The sequence below is a fragment of the Nannocystis pusilla genome (genome assembly GCF_020073745.1).
Taxonomy (GTDB): Bacteria; Myxococcota_A; Polyangia; order Nannocystales; family Nannocystaceae; genus Nannocystis; species Nannocystis radixulma.
Map to the genome: position 1 here is coordinate 103,891 of NZ_JAIRAU010000019.1, position 17,727 is coordinate 121,617.

At 74.1% G+C, this 17,727-nt stretch carries 17 protein-coding genes; 9 read left to right on the plus strand and 8 right to left on the minus strand.

Annotated features, from left to right (window positions below; translation table 11 throughout):
* Window positions 1–3: 3 nt before the first annotated feature.
* From K7C98_RS44805 to K7C98_RS15555, 5 genes are all read right to left on the minus strand, one after another.
* A complete protein-coding gene (locus K7C98_RS44805) occupies window positions 4–996 on the minus strand; it encodes a glycosyltransferase (protein ID WP_224192445.1) in 993 nt (330 codons plus the stop codon).
* Window positions 975–1,493 (minus strand): hypothetical protein, encoded by a 519-nt coding sequence (locus K7C98_RS15540; RefSeq protein WP_224192446.1) that lies wholly within the window; start codon window positions 1,491–1,493, stop codon window positions 975–977. Before K7C98_RS15540 ends, K7C98_RS44805 begins: the two co-directional genes overlap by 22 nt.
* Window positions 1,486–2,598, minus strand: coding sequence for a glycosyltransferase family 9 protein (locus tag K7C98_RS15545; RefSeq protein WP_224192447.1), 1,113 nt, complete (start codon window positions 2,596–2,598; stop codon window positions 1,486–1,488). Before K7C98_RS15545 ends, K7C98_RS15540 begins: the two co-directional genes overlap by 8 nt.
* 48 nt (window positions 2,599–2,646) lie before the next feature.
* Entirely contained in the window at window positions 2,647–3,117 is a 471-nt protein-coding gene (locus K7C98_RS15550; RefSeq protein ID WP_224192448.1) for a hemerythrin domain-containing protein, read from the minus strand.
* Window positions 3,118–3,349: 232 nt separating this feature from the next.
* Window positions 3,350–4,105 (minus strand): endonuclease/exonuclease/phosphatase family protein, encoded by a 756-nt coding sequence (locus K7C98_RS15555; protein WP_224192449.1) that lies wholly within the window; start codon window positions 4,103–4,105, stop codon window positions 3,350–3,352.
* A 195-nt stretch (window positions 4,106–4,300) separates the two neighbouring features.
* Between K7C98_RS15555 and K7C98_RS15560 the strand changes: the two genes are divergently transcribed.
* From K7C98_RS15560 to K7C98_RS15575, 4 genes are all read left to right on the plus strand, one after another.
* Window positions 4,301–4,528: a DUF2795 domain-containing protein gene (locus K7C98_RS15560; RefSeq protein ID WP_224192450.1), complete on the plus strand. Its 228-nt coding sequence runs from the start codon at window positions 4,301–4,303 to the stop codon at window positions 4,526–4,528.
* Window positions 4,525–4,920 (plus strand): hypothetical protein, encoded by a 396-nt coding sequence (locus tag K7C98_RS15565; protein ID WP_224192451.1) that lies wholly within the window; start codon window positions 4,525–4,527, stop codon window positions 4,918–4,920. The genes K7C98_RS15560 and K7C98_RS15565 overlap by 4 nt, the downstream gene beginning before the upstream one ends.
* Before the next feature lie 68 nt (window positions 4,921–4,988).
* The gene (locus K7C98_RS15570) at window positions 4,989–5,978 is read left to right on the plus strand and encodes an SDR family oxidoreductase (RefSeq protein ID WP_224192452.1); all 990 of its coding nucleotides are present in this window, start codon (window positions 4,989–4,991) and stop codon (window positions 5,976–5,978) included.
* Complete coding sequence (locus K7C98_RS15575; protein WP_224192453.1) at window positions 5,951–7,381, plus strand: phytoene desaturase family protein; 1,431 nt, start codon at window positions 5,951–5,953, stop codon at window positions 7,379–7,381. The genes K7C98_RS15570 and K7C98_RS15575 overlap by 28 nt, the downstream gene beginning before the upstream one ends.
* A gap of 7 nt (window positions 7,382–7,388) precedes the next feature.
* Here K7C98_RS15575 and K7C98_RS15580 read toward each other — a convergent pair whose 3' ends face one another.
* On the minus strand, window positions 7,389–8,249 hold the full coding sequence (locus K7C98_RS15580) for a hypothetical protein (RefSeq protein ID WP_224192454.1): 861 nt from the start codon (window positions 8,247–8,249) through the stop codon (window positions 7,389–7,391).
* Window positions 8,250–8,765: 516 nt separating this feature from the next.
* Here K7C98_RS15580 and K7C98_RS15585 point away from each other — a divergent pair.
* Together K7C98_RS15585 and K7C98_RS15590 are read left to right on the plus strand one after the other, a co-directional pair.
* Entirely contained in the window at window positions 8,766–9,641 is an 876-nt protein-coding gene (locus K7C98_RS15585; RefSeq protein WP_224192455.1) for a dienelactone hydrolase family protein, read from the plus strand.
* 156 nt (window positions 9,642–9,797) lie between these two features.
* Entirely contained in the window at window positions 9,798–10,679 is an 882-nt protein-coding gene (locus K7C98_RS15590) for a dienelactone hydrolase family protein (RefSeq protein ID WP_224192456.1), read from the plus strand.
* Window positions 10,680–10,842: 163 nt separating this feature from the next.
* Here K7C98_RS15590 and K7C98_RS15595 read toward each other — a convergent pair whose 3' ends face one another.
* Both K7C98_RS15595 and K7C98_RS15600 read right to left on the minus strand, forming a co-directional pair.
* Entirely contained in the window at window positions 10,843–11,298 is a 456-nt protein-coding gene (locus K7C98_RS15595; protein WP_224192457.1) for a DUF1036 domain-containing protein, read from the minus strand.
* A 273-nt stretch (window positions 11,299–11,571) separates the two neighbouring features.
* Window positions 11,572–11,712 (minus strand): hypothetical protein, encoded by a 141-nt coding sequence (locus tag K7C98_RS15600; RefSeq protein ID WP_224192458.1) that lies wholly within the window; start codon window positions 11,710–11,712, stop codon window positions 11,572–11,574.
* Between the two features lie 66 nt (window positions 11,713–11,778).
* Between K7C98_RS15600 and K7C98_RS15605 the strand changes: the two genes are divergently transcribed.
* The 3 genes from K7C98_RS15605 (at window position 11,779) to K7C98_RS15615 (ending at window position 17,709) form a co-directional block, all read left to right on the plus strand.
* Window positions 11,779–13,884 (plus strand): protein kinase domain-containing protein, encoded by a 2,106-nt coding sequence (locus K7C98_RS15605; protein ID WP_224192459.1) that lies wholly within the window; start codon window positions 11,779–11,781, stop codon window positions 13,882–13,884.
* 537 nt (window positions 13,885–14,421) lie between these two features.
* On the plus strand, window positions 14,422–16,581 hold the full coding sequence (locus tag K7C98_RS15610) for an endonuclease/exonuclease/phosphatase family protein (RefSeq protein ID WP_224192460.1): 2,160 nt from the start codon (window positions 14,422–14,424) through the stop codon (window positions 16,579–16,581).
* A 396-nt stretch (window positions 16,582–16,977) separates the two neighbouring features.
* On the plus strand, window positions 16,978–17,709 hold the full coding sequence (locus K7C98_RS15615) for a hypothetical protein (RefSeq protein WP_224192461.1): 732 nt from the start codon (window positions 16,978–16,980) through the stop codon (window positions 17,707–17,709).
* The last annotated feature ends 18 nt before the right edge of the window (window positions 17,710–17,727 follow it).

A 17,727-nucleotide genomic window follows, 5' to 3' on the forward strand; every position in this document is an offset into this window, starting at 1 on the left:
GCTTCACGCGAACCTCCCGGGCGCCTCGCCGAGAGCGACCACCGGGCGCCGCACGCCGGCCACCTCGGCCAGCACGCGCGTCCAGTCGGCCGCGAAGCGGCGGATGCCGAACCGCTCGCGGGCGATCCGCCGCGCCCCCTCGCTCAGCGCGCGCGCCTCCTCCGGCTCGGCCAGCAGTCGCCGCATGTGCATCACCAGCCGCCCGACGTCGGTCTCGACGTAGCCGTTGACCCCGTTCTGCACGGCCGCGCTCATCTCCGTGGTGGCGAGGCCGAGGATCGGCAGGCCGATCATCATCGCCTCGCACACCGCCAGGCCGAGGCTGGTGTAGCGGATCGGGTTGAAGAAGAACCGGTAGTCGCCGAGGCGCGCGTGCAGCTCGCGGAGCGGCAGGTCGCCGAGGCCCCCGAGCTCGCGCGAGGCCATGCCCGCGAGGTCGAGCGGCACCTCGGCGCGCACGCGCTCGAACACGTCGTGGCCGAGCCGGCGCCCGCGTCGCGGCAGGTTGTTGACGACCACGATCCCGCGCGCCAGCTCGCCGCGGAAGCGGGCCTCGTCGGGCACGCTCACGCCGTGCTCCACCACCCGCACCGGCGTGCGACCGGCGTCCCACATCAACGCGTTGAACGGCGTGACGTGCACCAGCAGCACCTCGGGGTCGTCGACCGGGTGGCGCGTGTCGGTCGGCGACTCGCGCGGCGGGTCGTGCTCGAGGAACACCCGCGGCAGCCGGCGCTGCGCCGGCGTGAGCAGCTCGAACTGGTCGACCTCCCAGTTGCGGCGCGACTGGAACAGCACGACGTCGAACTCGCGCCGCCGCACCTCCTCGGCCGCGACCTCGTGCACGTCGTCGCCCCAGGCGAAGCTGCCGCTGCGCCCGCCGTAGCCCTCCGGGCGACCTGGCCTTACGGGCAGCCAGAACGCGTGCGGCGCCTGCGTGAGGTAGTAGAGGTAGCTGCCGTGAACGTGCCAGGTCAGGACGCGGAGTCGTCGCACGAGGGCCTCGCTTTCACTGCCGGCGTGGCAGTCGCGCCCAGACCGAGCGCGTCGAGAAGGAACAGATGGCGCGCCGCGCCGACGGTGCCGGCCGGCGGCGGCGCGACCGCGGGCGCCAGCACGCCGCCGCCGAACTCCCCCGCGAACCCGGCGCGCACGCGCACCCCGGCGAGGTAGGCCAGGTACGCCGCCTCGAACGCCGACTCGCGCTCGTCGGTGAACACCAGCGCCGCCGCCAGCCTGGCCGCCGCCAGCTCGGCGATCAGCCCCGACAGGTCCGCCAGATCGAAATGCGCCAGCGCCCGATCCGGCACCACCTCGTCGACGTCGACGCACCCCCCGAGCGCCGGATCGCCGAGCAGCACCAGCGTCGCCCGCGGCATGGCCGATCGGACATGTCTCAGAGGTGCCATCAACGCGTCGCACCCGGCCGCCGGCGGGACCACCAGCAGGCGGTCGACGGACCGCGGGAAGCCCGGCGCCGCCGCGTCAAGCATGGGCCACTCCGGTCGCGGCCAGCACCGCGTCGACCTCGGCGAGGATCGCCGCCGCGCCGGCCGGCGCCGTCCTGCCGTCGACCACGCGGTGCAGCCGGCGATCGAGCGGCGCCCACCGCTGCGGCGCGCTGGCGAGGAACACGATCACGCTGGCCGTCCCCAGCGCGCTGGCGAGGTGCGACACGCCGGTGTCGCCGGCGACCACCAGCCTCGCGCGCCGCACCAGCGCGCCGAGCGTGCCGAGCGAGGTGCGACCGACCAGATCGAGCGGCCGGGAGCGGACGTGCGCGCGCACCGATTCGGCCAGCGCCGCGTCGGCGCAGCTGCCGGTCAGCGCCGGCTCGAGCCCGCGCTCGGCCAGCCCGTCGACGACTCGCCCCAGCACCCACGGCTCGACCCGGCGGCGCGCGTCCGCGGCGCCGACGTGCACGAGCGCCAGCGCGGCGTCGTCCGCCACCGCCAGCCCGCGCAGCAGCGTGTCGAGCTCGGCCTGCTCGTGCCCCGCGATCGGGAACTCGAGCCGCTCGCCGCGCCCCGCGATCCCGAGCGACGCCAGCAGCGCCAGGTACACCTGCGGCTCGGCGAGCCCCGCCGGATACGGCATGAACGTCGCCGGATCGGGGCACGCCAGCGGCGTCGCGTAACAGCCGGCGCTCACCCGCGCCCCCAACAATTGCACGAACGTGTTGCTGACCACGCCGCTCCCGTGCATCTGCAGCGCGAGGTCGAAGCGGCCCTGCACCGCGCGCAGGAACTCGGGCAGCGCCCGCACGTTCGCGGGCGCCTCCGGCAGGCCGGGGAAGCCGGGGAACTCGAGGAACGCGTCGAGCAGGTGGCGATAGCGGTCGACCAGCGGGCGCGTCCCCGCGAGCCCCAGCAGCGTCACGCGGGCCGCCGGCAACGCGCCCCGCAGGGCCCGCAGCGCCGGCGTCACGCACAGGAAGTCGCCGAGCCCCGGCAGCGCCCGCATCACCACCACCTCGCGCGGCCGACAGCCCGCGACCGCGAGCGGCCGCTCCTGCGTCCGCCCGGCCGCGCGTCGCACCGTCGTCTCCTCGTCGGCGCGCGCGTCGAGCGAATCAGCGAGTGCGACCAGTCGAGCCATCGAGAGCCTCGCGGACGATCACGGCGGGGGCGAGCGCGACCGCGGCGCTCAGGCGGCCTCCTCCGATTCGACTCGCGCCTCCATCGCCTCGAACGTCTCGGCCAGCGTGCGCGCCTGATCGTCGTCGAGGATCGCCTCCATCGCCGTGAAGATCTCGCTCTCCTCGCGCTCGACGTGCCGCTGCACCGCCAGCGCCAGCGACTCGACCGCGGCCGCCCACTTGGCGTCGTCGACCGGCATCGGCTCGAGCTCGGCGAGCAGGCGGCGGACCTCCGAGTGCTCCGCCTCGGCCTCGCGGGCCAGCGTCCGCAGCTCGTCGTCGCCGCTCTGCAGCAGGACGTCGTAGAACACCGCCTCCTCGGCCCGCGCGTGTCGCTCGAGCAGGTCGCGGACGGTCGCGAACAGCTCCTCCGGCTCGTCCGCGTCCTCGCCTCGCAGCTCCGCGAGGAGCTGCGAGATCCGGGCGTGCTCCGCCCGGATGACCTCGTAGATCGTGGGGTCTCCCGCTGATTCTTGCATACGGCGCGTTCATGACATGGACATCCGGACCGGGCCAGTCGCCATGCGCTCGCTCGTTGCACATTCAGCGAACGATCACGTACTCATGCGAAAAACCGGCGCCCGTCATTGTCGCGCCGGCTGCAGCGCCGCGGCCGCTGGGCTGACGAAAACCCTGGTCATTCGTGCGAGCCGCCGCCGGCTCGCCGCTCCGGCGCCTGCGGCGGCGCGACGCTCGAATCACCGCTCGCCGTCACGCCCGCGCCGGGTCGTCGATCGTCACCAGCAGGCCCGCGTGATCGGACGCCCGCCGTTCGCCGGGTCCGTCGAGCACGAGGTCGGCGCGGCGCAGCTGCGGCGCGAGCCGGCGATCCAACAATTGATAATCGATGCGCCGGCGCAGCGCGCCGTCCTCGTAAAAGGTGTAGCCCGGCGCCTCGGGTCGCAGCGCCGCCCAGGCGTCGACCAGGCCCGCGTCGCGCAGCCGCGCCAGCGCCTCGCTGGTGGGGGTCTGGTTGAAGTCGCCGACCAGCGCCGCCGGCCCCTCGACCGCGGCGAGGTAGGCCAGCGCCTCGCTCACGTTGTCGCGCGCCTGCGCCTCGACCCACGAGAAGTGGGCGTCGACGAGGTGCAGCGGCCCGCCCGGCGCCGCGAACAGCCCGTGCAGCAGCGCGCGGCGAGACGTATCCTCGCCGTCGTCGCGGCGCGACAGCGCGTGGACCCGCAGGTCGAGCAGCGGGTAGCGCGACAGGAACGCCAGCCCCTCCTCGCGCCCGTCCGCGTGCACCGCCGCGGCGCGATAGACGACCTCGTAGCCGGGCACGCAGCGGCCGAGCTGGGCCGCCTGGTCGAGCCCGTCGTCCCGGTCCGGCGCGCGCGCGACCGCCTGCAGCGCGACCAGGTCGGGCCGCGCCTCGCGGATCGCCGCCGCGACCAGGGCCCTTCGCTCGCACCACGGGCCGTGGCGCTCGCCGTAGAAGTTGAGGTTGAGGGACAGCACCCGCGTCATGCCGGCGACGATGATCGACGCCGACGCGCGCGGGCCTCGGCCGCGGGTCCCCGCGGTGCGGGCCCGACCTCGCCGGCCCTGTCGGAGCATCGCTCGCGCTCCGCGTGGCGCGCCGACCCGCGCCCCGTCGACCCCGCTGGCGCGCGGTCGCGCGCGTGCTACGAAAAGCCGCCCAGGCACCAAGGAGACTGAACAATGACCAGAGGCACCGGCGGCCGTTCACCGATCAACGTCACCCGACACCTGCGAGGCATCGACTTCCCCGCGCGCAAGAAGGACCTGATCCAGCAGGCGCGCGAGGACGACGCCGACGACGCGATCATCCGCCAGCTCGAGCGCATGCCCGATCAGGAGTACCAGGACATGGCCGACGTGATGGCCGCCTACGGCCAGACGGACGAGGGGGAGGAATCGAACGAGTGACCGCCCACGACCCCACGCGGACACCGCACATTCGCCGGTGCCACCATTGGCGCCCCGGCCAGGCGCCGGGGCCGGCCCCGACAGGCCGGCAAGGCGCGAGGACGGCGCATATCGGGCGACAGGCGAGCGAGGGTCGGCATGCCGCGATCGCGGCGCTGGTCCTGCTGCTCGCCGCCGCCTGCACCCGCCAGCCCGAGCAGCCGAAGGCCCAGCCGGCGCCGGTCGACACGCGCACCAAGGGCCCCCCGCCCGCGGGCCCGCAGGAGGCCACCCCTCCGCCGGTCAGCGGCGCCGCCAATCCGGGCGCCGCGGCCGCGCCCGAGCCCGGGACCGAGCCGCCGGGCGGCGACGTCGGAAAGAAGACCCCGACCAGGGCCGACGAGCACAAGTAACCGCATTCTCGATTCGCGCGCCCATCGGCGCAACGACGATTGTACCCCCTCCCCCACTCTGCACGATCATGCGACGAACGAATGAAGGCGTGGCGGTCATCACGGGCGCCTCGAGCGGGCTCGGGCGCGAGGCGGCCCATCGCTTCGCCGAGCGCAATTGGCGGGTCGTGCTGGCCGCGCGCCGCGAGGACGAGCTCGAGGAGACGGCGCGAGGCTGTCGCGCGCGCGGCGGCGAGGCGCTGGTGGTCCCGACCGACGTCACCCGGCCCGACGAGGTCACGCGCCTCGCCGAGGCCGCGATTGCTCGCTGGCGCGACATCGACGTGTGGGTCAACAACGCCGGCGTCACCGTGTTCGCGCGGCTCGAGGATGGCCCGCTCGAGGATCACCGGCGCGTGATCGAGACCAATTTGTTCGGCGCGATCCACGGCGCCCGCGCCGTCGTGCCGATCTTCCGCCGCCAGCGGCGCGGCACGCTGATCAACGTCGGCTCGGTGCTCAGCAAGATCGGCCACCCGTTCGTGCCCTCGTACGTCATCAGCAAGTTCGGCCTCCACGGCCTGTCGGAGGCGCTGCGCGTCGAGCTGGCCGAATACCCCGACATCGAGGTGTGCACGATCTTCCCCTACGCGATCGACACCCCGCACTTCCAGGCCGCCGCCGACGACCTCGGCCGCGAGGCGCACGCGATGCCGCCGATGCAGTCGCCCGAGAAGGTCGCCGAGGCGCTCGTCGAGCTGGCCGCGCACCCTCGCCGCCAGCGCTTCGTCCCGCGCAGCGCCGAGCTCGGGCTGGCGATCCACCGCGTGCTGCCGCGGACCAGCGAGCGGCTGCTGTACCGCGCGCTGCGGTCGTTCCACCTCGGGCGCGACCAGCCGCCGACCGAGGGCAACCTGTACCGCCCCGACGACGAGCCGGGCGCCGTGCACGGGCATCGCCCGCCGCGGATCGGCACGCCCCTGTTCGTCGTGTGGGCCGCCCGCGAGGTCGTGCGGATCAACCTCGATGCCGCTCGCCACCGGCTGCAGCAATGGCACGCGTCGCGCACGACGTCGTAGTCGTCGGCGCCGGCCCCAACGGCCTCGCCGCGGCCGTCGTGCTCGCGCGCGCGGGCCTCTCGACACTGGTCGTCGAGGCCGGCGACACCCCCGGCGGAGGCTGTCGCTCCGGGCCGCTCACCCTGCCGGGCTTCGTCCACGACTACTGCTCGGCCGTGCATCCGCTCGGCGCCGCCTCGCCGCTGTTCCGCGAGCTCGAGCTGACGCGCCACGGCCTCGCGTGGATCGATCCGCCGGCCCCGCTCGCGCACGTGCTCGCCGACGGCAGCGCGGTGATGCTCGAGCGCCGCGTCAACGTCACCGCCGCGCAGTTCGCCGGCGACGCCCTCGCCTACCGCGACCTCCTCGGCCCGCTCGTCGACCGCTTCGACGACCTGCTGCCGCTCCTGCTGCGACCGCTGTGGGCGGCCCGCGAGCACCCGCTGCTGCTCGCGCGCTTCGGCGTGCACGCGCTGCGACCGATGCGGGCCCTCGCCGAGCGCCGGTTCGCACACGAGCCGGCGCGCGCGCTGCTGGCCGGCATCGCCGCGCACGCGATGGTCCCGCTCGAGGCGTTCGGCACCACCGCGTTCGCGCTGGTGCTCGCCATGGCCGGCCACGCCGTCGGCTGGCCGCTCGCCCGCGGCGGCTCGCAGGCGATCACCGACGCCCTCGTCGCCTGCCTGCGCGCCCACGGCGGCGCGCTCGAGCTGGGCCGTCGCGTCGCCCACCTCTCCGAGCTGCCGCCGGCCCACGCCTACGTCCTCGACCTCACCCCGCGGCAGCTCCTCGCCGTCGCCGGCGATCGCCTGCCCGAGCGTTACCGTCGCCGGCTCCGCGGGTTCCGCTACGGCCCCGGCGTGTTCAAGATCGACTGGGCCCTGCGGGCGCCGATCGCCTGGCGCGACCCCAATTGCGCGCGCGCCGGCACCGTCCATCTCTCGGGCACGCTCGCCGACGTCGCCGCCGCCACCACCGCCGTCCACGCCGGTCGCCTCGCGCGTCCGCCGTTCGTGCTGCTCGCCCAGCCGAGCCTGTTCGACGACACGCGCGCCCCCGCCGGCAGGCACGTCGCGTGGGCCTACTGTCATGTGCCGCACGCCTCGCCGGTCGACGCCGCGGCCGCGATCGAGGCCCACGTCGAGCGCTTCGCGCCCGGCTTCACCGCGACGATCCTGGCCCGCGCCAGCCGCAACGCCGTCGAGATGGAGCGCTACGACGCCAACTACGTCGGCGGCGACATCAACGGCGGCCTCGCCGATCTGCGGCAGTTGCTCGTCCGTCCGGCGCCGCGGCTCGACCCGTACAGCACCCCGGCGCCGGACATCTTCGTGTGCTCGTCCTCGACCCCGCCGGGCGGCGGGGTCCACGGCATGTGCGGGTACTGGTGCGCCCGCAGCGTGCTCGCGCGCGTGTTCGCCTGAGGACGGGTCACGGATCGATGTCGTCGCCCCACGAGGCGGCCGGGCCGAAGCCGACGAAGCCGTCCTCGCTCTCTCCGACCAGCACCTCGTTGAGGAGGCTGCCGCCGGCCTGCGCGCCCTGGAACGTCGCGCCGATCTCGAGGCCGGTGACCACCCACGGCGGATCCGCGTCGGCCTTGTAGAGCGTCGCCGGGTCGAACGAGCCGTCGAGCCCGGGCGGCAGCAGCTTGACGCGCAGCTGGCCCCGGTCGGCGCTCGCCACCGTCAGGACGCCGTCGCGGTGCTCGTCGAACTCGAGCCCCTCGGTGACGAAGTCGAAGCCGACGTCGATCTCGAGGCGATCGGCACACTCTTCGGGGAAGCCCTCGCCCTCGTACTCGGGGTTGATCTCCGAGTCGATCCAGCGGACCTCGCCGCCGGCGTAGCGCAGCTCGACGGTCAGCGGCAGCTCCTTGTTGATCCACGCGTCGGCCAGGGTCAGCGGCTCGCTGGCGAAGGTGAGCGTGGTCGACCGGGGCCCGAGCTTGTCGGCCAGGAACGCCTCGGCGGAGATGCCCAGCGCCGTCTCGGCGTCGACCGCGATGACCGTCGGCGTGTCGATGCACGCCTGGCCGCCCTCGCCGGTGCCGGTCCCGCCGGTCGGGTCTTCGGTCGTGTCGCCGCCGCTCGAGGTGCCGCTCTCGGACTCGGACTCCGAGCCGGAACCGGAGCCGGACGGATCGCCGCTCGGGTCGCCCGTCGGATCGCCGCTGCTCGACTCGGAGCCTGCGCTCTCGCTGCCGGAGCTGTCGGTCGCGCTGTCGGTCGAGCTGTCGATCGGGCTCTTGTCGGGGTTGCACGCGAGCAAGGCCGCGAGCGACAGTGCCATGGGGGAGAGGATGTGCTTCGTCATGGTAGGTTAATCTCGCCACGACCTTAGCATTCGCCCCGGGGCGCGCAAACACCGACTGCGGTGTCACGCCCCGTGACAGCACTGTCATACCCGCCGGCGCCGACGGTCGCGGCACGCGACCGCGAACACCACCCGCAGCGGCGCCGCGCCGGACAGCGAGCTCGCCGAGCTCGTACGACGATTCACCGTGCAGCCCGGCGATCTCGTGGATGCCAGCGAAGCCGCGCTCGATCGCCTCGCCGCCGCGCGCTCTCGATAACACCGCACCTCGCAGGTGCCAGCATCATTGTCGGCCAGACATGGGTATCGCATGAGCGCGAGGCGACGCGATGCATTCGACGTGGCCTCGCATTCCTCCCCGACGCCGCAGAAAGCAGCACGGCCCGTCCGACCGAGAGTGGCCCGCCGCACAGGCTCCGGTCGCCCGCGCGCCTGCGCGGCCTCGCGCGCCGACGCCCGCGACGCGCCCACGGTGCTATCATTCGTCGTGGCATGGTCCAGCGATTCACGACCCGCAGCGCGCCCGTCGGTGCAGCCGCGCTCGCGTCGGCGCTGGCGGTCCTGGCGCCCGCGATCGCTGCGGCGCAGCAGCCCGAGCGGGTCGAGTTTCGCTCCGCCGACACGGCCGGCACGCCGCTCACCGGCTACCTCTATCGGCCGGCCGGCCCGGGCCCGTTTCCCGCCGTGATCGCGCTGCACGGCTGCAGCGGCCTGTTCAGCACCGTCGATCCTGCGCGGCTGTCGGAGCGTCACGACGACTGGGCCGAGCGGCTGGTGCGGCAGGGCTACGTGGTGCTGTTCCCCGACAGCTTCGGCCCGCGCGGCGTCGGCAGCCTGTGCCGGCTGCGCGGGCCTCGGCCGGTGACGGTGGGCCGCCGCTCGCGCGACGCCGAGGGCGCCGCCGCCTGGCTCGCGGGCCAGCCGTTCGTCGACCCCGGGCGCCTGGCCCTGCTCGGATGGTCCCACGGCGGCACCAGCGTGCTGTCGACCACCGGCAAGGACCCGCCGCGCGGCGCCGTCGTCCGCGCCGCCGTCGCCTTCTATCCCGGCTGCCAGCGCTTCCTCGCCGACTCGAAGTGGCGCCCGCGGATCCCCCTCACGATCCTGATCGGCAGCGACGACGACTGGACCCCCGCCGAACCGTGCCGCCGGCTGGCGCAGCGGTTCCCGCGGATGATCGACCTCGTCGAGTACCCTGGCGCGGTGCACGGCTTCGACGCGCCCGCGCAGCGCGTCCGCGAGTTCACCGGCCTGGCCTACACCGCCTCGGGCACCGGCACCGCCCACGTCGGCACCGAGCCGAAGGCCCGCCAGGAGGCGATCAAGGCCGTCAAGCTGCAGCTCGACCGCGCGCTCGGCCGCCGGTGAGCGGGCGCGCGGCTCGTCTCGATCTATCCTATCGAGCATGTCTGTTTCGACATGTCTATACAGTCCTGCGGCGAGCGGCGCGGCGGCGGGACGGCGGCGCGAGCGAGCGAGGCGTCGCGCCCCCCTCCCGGGCGCACGGGTGCTATGATTCGAGCCGTGAGGGTCCGACGATTTGCAGCCGTCTCGCGCCTGAATCTTCTGCCGATCTCGGCCGCGCTCGCTCTGGCGAGCCCGGCGCCGGCGCGCGCGGCGGAGCCGCCCGAGAAGGTCGAGTTCGTCTCCCTCGATCCGGCGAAGACCTCGCTCGACGGTTGGCTGTTCAAGCCGGAGGGCGAGGGCCCGTTTCCGGCCGTGATCGCGCTGCACGGCTGCGGCGGGCTGTTCAGCAGCCTCGCCCCCGAGCGACTGTCGAAACGCCACGACGACTGGGCCATGCGCCTCGTCGACGAGGGCTACGTGGTGTTGTTCCCCGACAGCTTCGGCCGGCGCGGCATCGACAGCCTGTGCGCCGTCCGCGACAGACCGCTCACCGTCAGCCGCCGCGCCCGTGACGCCCAGGGAGCGGCCGCCTGGCTCGCGCGTCAGCCCTTCGTCGACCCCGACCGCCTCGCGGTCCTCGGCTGGTCGCACGGCGGCACCAGCGTGCTGTCGTTCGCCGGCCGGGCCGAGCCGAAGAACACCGACATCCGCGCCGCGGTCGCCTTCTATCCCGGCTGCCAGCGCTTCGCCGACAACCCGACCTGGGAGCCGGAGATCCCTGTCACCATCCTGATCGGCAAACAGGACGACTGGACCCCGGTCGAGCCGTGCCGAGCCTTGGCGAAGCGGTTCCCGAACGAGATCGAGCTCGTCGAGTACCCCCGGGCGGTGCACGGCTTCGACGCGCCCGACCAGCGCGTCCACCCGATCACGGGGCTCGCATACACCGCCTCCGACACCGGCATCGCCCACGTCGGCACCGAGCCGGAGGCGCGCCGGGGCTCGATCCGGCTGGTCAAGCGAGAGCTCGAGCGGGCCTTCGCCCGCAAGCGCGAGTGAGCGGCCGCTCGCGCCGTCCGCGGCGTCGATGTCTTCGGACATCTCCTCGACGCGGCGCCCGGGTCCACCGGTTCGCCGGCAGGTTGTGGAATGACGGGACCCGGCAGGCGACGGTCTGGCGCCTGGAGCGGGTCTGACGCGCCGGCTGGCAGCCGAGCGGGCGCTACTCCTTCAGCGTCCACCGGACTGTGTCGCCCAGGACCTTCGCAAAGTACGGCAGCATGACGCCGCCGTCGACCCGTGCGGGGTCGAGGCAAACGCTGCGCATGTTGCTCCTGTACACGGGACCTTGACCGCTGGACACGCAGAATTCGCCCTCCTCCCGGCCCCCCCACGCCGCCCCGCCTGTCGTCTTTTCGCAATAGGCGTAGTAGGGGTTGATGAATTCACGCTCCGCCCCCGGGTTGATCAGGTACCACTGCTCGGTGTGCCAGCGGCCTTGAGCGAAGTGGACGACCGCGCAGGCGACCTGGTAGTTGTTGAGGTTCTGGACCACCAGCCTCCTCGCGGGACGGATCGACGACTCGCTGGTCCTGGGCTCGAGGACCTCCTGGCCCGCGAACGCGTTCGCGCTGGTGAGCAGGAAGGAGACGAATGCGAGACAGCTCGAACTCTTCATGACGGCCTCCGGATGTCGGGCGCTCCATGCGTCATCGCTCCGCATGAACGGCAGACGGAGAGCGCAGGCCCCAACGGGGTGAGCCTCGTCTCCGCACGCGGCAAGCTCGTGTCCCAATTCCTGGGCGTGTAGAGGAATGGGTAGCCGCTCGCCGAGCGCACCGCGGCTGGCGCCGATTGCTCGCAGTCGTTCGGCTGGCCCCGGACCAGGTCGGTCACTGCCTTCACTTCGGGAGCCGACGCGTATCCATCGCCTCACCGCCGTCCCGACGGCTCACGGCCCCGAGCCGAGCGCCTCCAGGCGGGCCTGCGTCCGCGCCGTGTCCGGATCCGACGCCCCGAGCGTGCGGCGGCGGATCTCGAGCGCGCGGGCCAGCAGCGAGCAGGCCGCGGGAACGGTCGTCTGCGCCGCCACCCCGGCGTGGGTCAGGAAGGGCGGCGTCGCTCAGACCGGGCCGAACATCACGGCGTTGATGCTCGGGTGGGCGAACGACCGCTCGAGTTCCAGCGCCTGTTCGCGGAGGTCCGCGGGCGGCTCCTCGGCGAGCCGGCACCAGCGCTGCGACTCGGCCGCTACCTCGTGGGCGAGCGGATCGGAGCCGGCGGGATGGGCGTGGTCTATGCCGGCCTCGACCCGGAGCTCGGGCGCAAGGTGGCGATCAAGCTGGTCCGGCCCGACCGCGTCGGGGTCGGCAGCGCGGGCCGCGAGCGCCTGCTGCGCGAGGCGCAGGCGATGGCCCAGATCTCCAGCCCACACGCGGTCACGGTCTATGAGGCAGGGACCTACGGCGAGCAGGTTTTCATCGTCATGGAGCTCGTGGCCGGGACCACGCTGACGCAGTGGCTCGGCGAGGGGCCTCGGCGCTGGCGCGAGGTGGTCGAGGTGTTCATCCAGGCCGGCCGCGGGCTGCGGGCGGCCCACCAGGCCGGGCTCATCCACCGCGACTTCAAGCCGGACAACGTGCTCGTCGGCGACGACGGCCGCGCCCGCGTGGCCGACTTCGGCCTGGCGCACGCGGCGGCCGAGGCGGTCGCTTCCTCTCTGTCCCGTGGGACATTGTCGCCGGGACAGGTTCTGGCGGGCAGCTCGACCGCGACGGGCGCGCTGGTCGGCTCGCGGCCCTACATGTCGCCCGAGCAGCACCGCGGCACCGCGGTCGACGCCCGCTCCGATCAGTTCAGCTTCTGCGTCGCGCTGTGGGAGGCGCTGCACGGCCAGCGGCCGTTCGTCGGCGCGACCGCGGAGGAGCTGCGCAGCCGTGCGCTGGCCGGGACGATCGCGCCGCCGCCGGAGGGCGCGCGGGTGCCGGCGGCGCTGCGGCGGATCCTCCTGCGCGGCCTGCAGGTCGAGCCAGCCCGCCGCTGGCCCGACATGGCGGCCCTGCTGGCGGCGCTCGAGCGGGCGAGCCGGCGCCGCGGGGCCGCGCTGTGGGCAGTCGGCGCGGCGCTGGCGGCCGGGCTGGTCGGATGGTCCTGGCGCACGGAACATGTCCAGGAAGACCTGTGCGCAGGAGCAGGTTTGGAGGCGGCCGAAGTCTGGGGCGAGGGCCGGCGGGCGGCGGTGCGCCAGGCGTTTCTGGCCACCGGCAAGCCCGAGGCGGTCGAGGCGTGGTCGCAGGTGGCGGCCCGGCTCGACACCTACGCCGAGGAGTGGGCGCTTGCCCGCGAGGCCGCCTGTCGCGCCGCCAACGACGCCGAAGGGACAGGTCCCAGGGAGCAGGCGCACCTCGAGCTCGCCTGCCTCGACCGCAGCCTCGGCGAGCTGCGCGCGCTGGTCGTGGCGTTCACCGAGGACGCCGAGGGCGTGCTCGGCAACGCGGTCAAGGCGGCGGTCCGGCTGCGGCCTCTGGCGACCTGCCGCGAGCGGCCCGAGCTGGCGCTGCAAATTGCACCGAGCGACCCCGCCGTGGCCGTGCAGGTGCAGGCGCTCGGCGGCCGCCTCGACGAGATCGCCGCCCTGCTCAAGGCCGGCGAGGTCGCGCGCGCACTGCCCCGCGCCCGCGAGGCGGCGACCCAGTCCGAGCTGCTCGGCCACGACTTCACGACCGCCGAGGCGCTGGTGCTGCTCGGCTCGTTGCAGTCGCACGCGCGCGACTATGCGGCAGCCGAGGCGACGCTGTTCGCGGCCGCGCTGGCGGCCGAGCGCGGCAACAACTTGTCGGCGCTGGTGCGCGCGCGGACCGAGCTCGTCGTGGCCATCGGCTACGGCCAGGGCCGCACCCACGAGGCGCTGCGCTGGAGCGCGCTGGCCCTCAACGCGCTCGGGCGCAATGCCGGCGACCCGATCGAGGTCCGCCTGCGCACCGCCCTCGGGCTGGTCCACGCGCGCCGCGGCGATCGTGCGGCGGCGTCGACCGAGCTCGAGCGGGCCCTCGCGCTCGCCGAGACGACCCTCGGGCCCGATCATCACGGCGTCGCCACCGTCGTCGGTCACCTCGCCAGCCTGCGCGCCGACGCCGGCGAGCTGGCCGCGGCGCGCTCGCTGCTGACGCGCGCGCTCGAGATCCGCCGACACACGCTCGGCGACTCGCACCCCGACACGCGGCAGACGCAGGCTCGCCTCGATGCGCTCGGCGCCGGCGAGTGACGGCGCCGAGCGTATCCCGACCCTCGCAGACGACCCCCGCATCGGCGACGCGCCCTTTTGCCACGATTCGCCTCCGCGTCCCCCTCATCCGCGGACACCTCGCATTCCCATTTTTTAGAATGGGAGGGGAATCGCCATCGCGGCATCGCGGGCGGAGTCGAGGGTGTCGACCCGATCCCTTGAATGCTGAGCCGGAGCCGGCGAAGGGAGCGCTCACGGAGACCATCCGCCATGCCGCCGGCCCCGATACGCTCGCCCACCACGCAGCGACCCAGGCGCAGGGCCGTCCGCGACTCGCCCAGCAGCCGCCCCCGGACCTCCGCGAACAGGCGCTGGAACTCGATCGGCCGCTCGTGCATCCCTCCCTCAACGTCGCGACGGTGCGGCGCGGCGCGTGCTTCCAGACCCGGGCCGCGCGACTCCTCGCGCCGCTCGGGTCTTCGTCTGCGGGCCTCCTGCTCGTTCCCTGTTCCCTCCGCCGGCTCGTCGGCCTAAGGTCCAGGGATGCCGAGAGAGCGCCGTTCCATGAGCCCTTGCGTGGTCCTGCTCCTCGCCGGCGCGGCGTCGACGGCATCCGCGGGCGAGCCGCTGCACGAGCCGTTTCGCGTGATGACCTACAACGTCCGGCAGGTCAACGACGCCGACACCGGCAAGTACACGTGGGAGAACCGCAGCCCCGGCGTCGTCGAGGTGATCGCCGACAACGACCCCGACATCTTCGGCGTCCAGGAGTCGAGCAGCAAGGTCATTCAGGACGACCTCGTCGCCGCCTTCGACGCCGCCTACGATCGGTTCCAGCCGCCGGGCGGCAGCCCGAAGACGATCTTCTTCCGCCGCGCTCGCTTCGAGCGGCTGATCGCGCCGCCCGAGGACGGCGAGGGCAACATCGGCATCCCCAACCCTTACGCCGAGAACCACGCCTGCTTTCCCAACGCCAAGGGTCGGACCGCGGCGTGGATCAAGCTGCGCGACCTCGTGTCCGGGCGCGGCTACCTGATCGTCAACGCGCACGTCGCCCACGGGAAGGACTGCTACGAGGCGCGCAACCTCGCCGCGGACGCCCTGCACGCGCTGATCGGCGCCCAGTCGGAGGGGCTCGGCGTGGTCCTGATGGGCGACCTCAACTCCGACGCGCAGAACCCCGGCGCCGCGGGCGACGACGACATCGTCGAGCTGCTCGAGGCCCCGCAGCCCGGCTACCGGCTCGCTCGCTCGGCCCGCCACTCCGGCGCGACCACCGAGGACACCGCCACCTTCAACAGCGCGTGGAAGGCGGCGAGCACCAACTATTCGCGCCTCGACTACATCTTCACCAGGATCGCCGACGCCACCACCTATCACCAGAGCGTCGACCGGCGGAAGATCGACGGCATCACCCCGTCCGACCATTTCGCCGTGCTGGCGACGATCCGGACCGCGCCCTTCAGCCCCGACCCGCTGATCGACGACCGCGGCGACGCGCCCGGGGCCTCGCTCGCCTTCGCCGACGTCACCGGCGACCGCGCGGCCGACAAGCTCGTCTGGGACTCCGGCGGCGACGCCCTCCTGCGCGTCTATCCCAGCGACGGAGCGGGCCAGTTCGGCGACCCTGTCGTCGGCGCCGGCGTCGACGACGGGCTGTGGTTCGCCGACGTCGACGGGGACGGCTGCGCCGACCGCATCGATCGCAGCCCCGACATCGACGGCGGCGCCCTCCGGGTCGGCCGCGCCGCCTGCGACGGCAGCTTCGGCGCCCCGCAGGCCAGCGGCGACGCCGTCCCGGGCGCCGGCGCGCGGCTGTACTTCGCGCGGCTCGACGCCGACGCCTGCGCCGATCGCATGGCCTGGGACCCGGGTGCTCCCGGCGGCCAGACCCGGGTCGCGCTGTCGCGCTGCGACGGCACCTTCGACCCCGAGTTCGTCAACGACGACGCCGGTACCAGCACCAACACCGACGCGCGCATGGAGCTCGCGGACGTGAACGGCGACGGCCTCGCCGACAAGATCGTCTGGGACCCCGAGGCGGTCGAGGGGCGCACGCGGGTCTACGCCGGCGTCGGCGACGGCAGCTTCACCTTCCTCGTCGAGCACACCGGCGGGACCAGCGGCGTCGCCGCCTCGCGCTTCTTCCACGCCGACGTCGACGCCGACGGTCACGCCGACAAGCTGTTCTGGCGCCACAGCTTCCGCCAGGGGCACCCGCAGCTGTACCTCGGCCAGCCCGACGGCTTCAACGCGCACCCGATGATGGTCAACGCCGGCCCGAGCGAGTCCGCGGACAACCGCTACTTCCTCGCCGACATCGACGCCAGTGGTTCGCACGACCTCATCGCCTGGGACGCCGGCAAGGGCGGCGCGACCCGGGCCTACCTCGCCCTCGTGCACGCGCCCGCCCCTCCGGACCCGCCCCCCGACGACACCACCGGCGGCGAGTCGGACACCACCGGTGACGGATCCACGACCGGCGACACACCCACGACCGGCGACGGCACCACGAGCGCCGGCCCCGGCGGCGAGCAGCCGACGACGGACGCGGGCCCGTCGGGGACGACCGACGCCGCGAGCGATCCGGGCAGCGACAGCGACGGCGGCCCGGCCGAGGGCGGCGACGCCGGCTGCACCTGCGCGCAGACCGGGCGCCACGCCCCCGCCGACGCGGCGCTGCTGCTGCTGTTCGCGCTCGGAGCACGCCGGCGACGTGCACGTCGCCCGGAATGACCCGCGGCGGGGCCTCGCCAGCGGACCGAGCCTCTGTCCTTTAGGACAGCTTCACGCGCCGTTGCGACGCGCACGTCGCCGGCAACGACCCGCGCTCGCCCCGATGGTCGCCTGTCTTTCAGGTCATGTTCACGCACCGCCGAGGCGGCGGCCGGATGAGCCCTGCGCCAGTACCCGGTCCGCGACCAGGAGGCGTACGCGTCGGGTCGCATCCGTGTGCTCGCCACCTCGCGCCCGCGCCCCGACGAGGTCATGACGACTCGCGGTGCGAGACGAGTGGCGCTCAACCGCGTCACCACGGCCCGACAAGGCCGAGCGAGCCGCGCGCCTGCGCGCCCAACAACGCCGTGATGGTTCGGCCGGGTCCCGACACCCATAGCTCGAGGACTCAAGACCATGCCCACCACCACGCACGAACCATCCGGTCTCATCGCCATCCGCGCGCTCGTCGACATGGAGCGCGAGCGCCAGCGGCGCGAGCAGGCCGCGGTCGCCGCCCGCGAGGCCGCGGAGCAGGCCGCCCGCGAGGCCGCAGAGCAGGCAGCCCGGGCCGAGGCCGAGGCCCGCGCCCGCACCGCCGCCGAGGCGGCAGAGCAGGCGCGGCGCGTCGAGGAGCAGCGCCGCCACGAGGAGCGGCTGCGCGCCGCCGAGATCGAGGGCCGCCTGCGGGCCAGCCAGGCCGCGCACCTGCAGCGCGTGCAGGCCGAGCTCGACGCCCGCACCGTCGCGCCTTCCTCCGGGCGCGTCGGTTTGTGGACCGCCGGCGCTCTCGGCCTGGTCGGCCTCGGCCTCGCCGTCCTCCTCAAGAGCACCACCGCGACCGCGCCCGCGCCCGTGTTGCTCCCGCAGGCGGAGGACACCAGCGTGCGCGACGCTCACCAGGCGATCCGGGACCTCCGCCGGGAGCTCGAGCAGATGGAGCACACGACCGCGAGCGACCGCGTGACCCTCGAGAAGCTCCTCGCCGACCGTCAGGTCCCCGTCGCGGCTGCCCCCGAGCCCACCGCGCCCGCGCGCCCGCGGCCGGTCGCGCGCCCCGCCGCCAGGCCGAGCGACAAGCCCCTCCCCGGCAAGCCCGGCGGGATCAAGATCTGCGACACCAACGACCCGCTGGCCGAGGACTGCTGACGGCGGCGCTCACGAGCG

Coding starts and splice junctions, on each gene's coding strand:
- K7C98_RS15545 (WP_224192447.1), bottom strand. CDS start 2,598: ATGGCTCGACTGGTCGCACTCGCTGATTCGCTCGACGCGCGCGCCGAC.
- K7C98_RS15580 (WP_224192454.1), bottom strand. CDS start 8,249: ATGGCACTGTCGCTCGCGGCCTTGCTCGCGTGCAACCCCGACAAGAGC.
- K7C98_RS15585 (WP_224192455.1), top strand. CDS start 8,766: ATGGTCCAGCGATTCACGACCCGCAGCGCGCCCGTCGGTGCAGCCGCG.
- K7C98_RS15555 (WP_224192449.1), bottom strand. CDS start 4,105: ATGACGCGGGTGCTGTCCCTCAACCTCAACTTCTACGGCGAGCGCCAC.
- K7C98_RS15570 (WP_224192452.1), top strand. CDS start 4,989: ATGCGACGAACGAATGAAGGCGTGGCGGTCATCACGGGCGCCTCGAGC.
- K7C98_RS15540 (WP_224192446.1), bottom strand. CDS start 1,493: ATGCTTGACGCGGCGGCGCCGGGCTTCCCGCGGTCCGTCGACCGCCTG.
- K7C98_RS15575 (WP_224192453.1), top strand. CDS start 5,951: ATGGCACGCGTCGCGCACGACGTCGTAGTCGTCGGCGCCGGCCCCAAC.
- K7C98_RS15595 (WP_224192457.1), bottom strand. CDS start 11,298: ATGAAGAGTTCGAGCTGTCTCGCATTCGTCTCCTTCCTGCTCACCAGC.
- K7C98_RS15615 (WP_224192461.1), top strand. CDS start 16,978: ATGCCCACCACCACGCACGAACCATCCGGTCTCATCGCCATCCGCGCG.
- K7C98_RS15560 (WP_224192450.1), top strand. CDS start 4,301: ATGACCAGAGGCACCGGCGGCCGTTCACCGATCAACGTCACCCGACAC.
- K7C98_RS15550 (WP_224192448.1), bottom strand. CDS start 3,117: ATGCAAGAATCAGCGGGAGACCCCACGATCTACGAGGTCATCCGGGCG.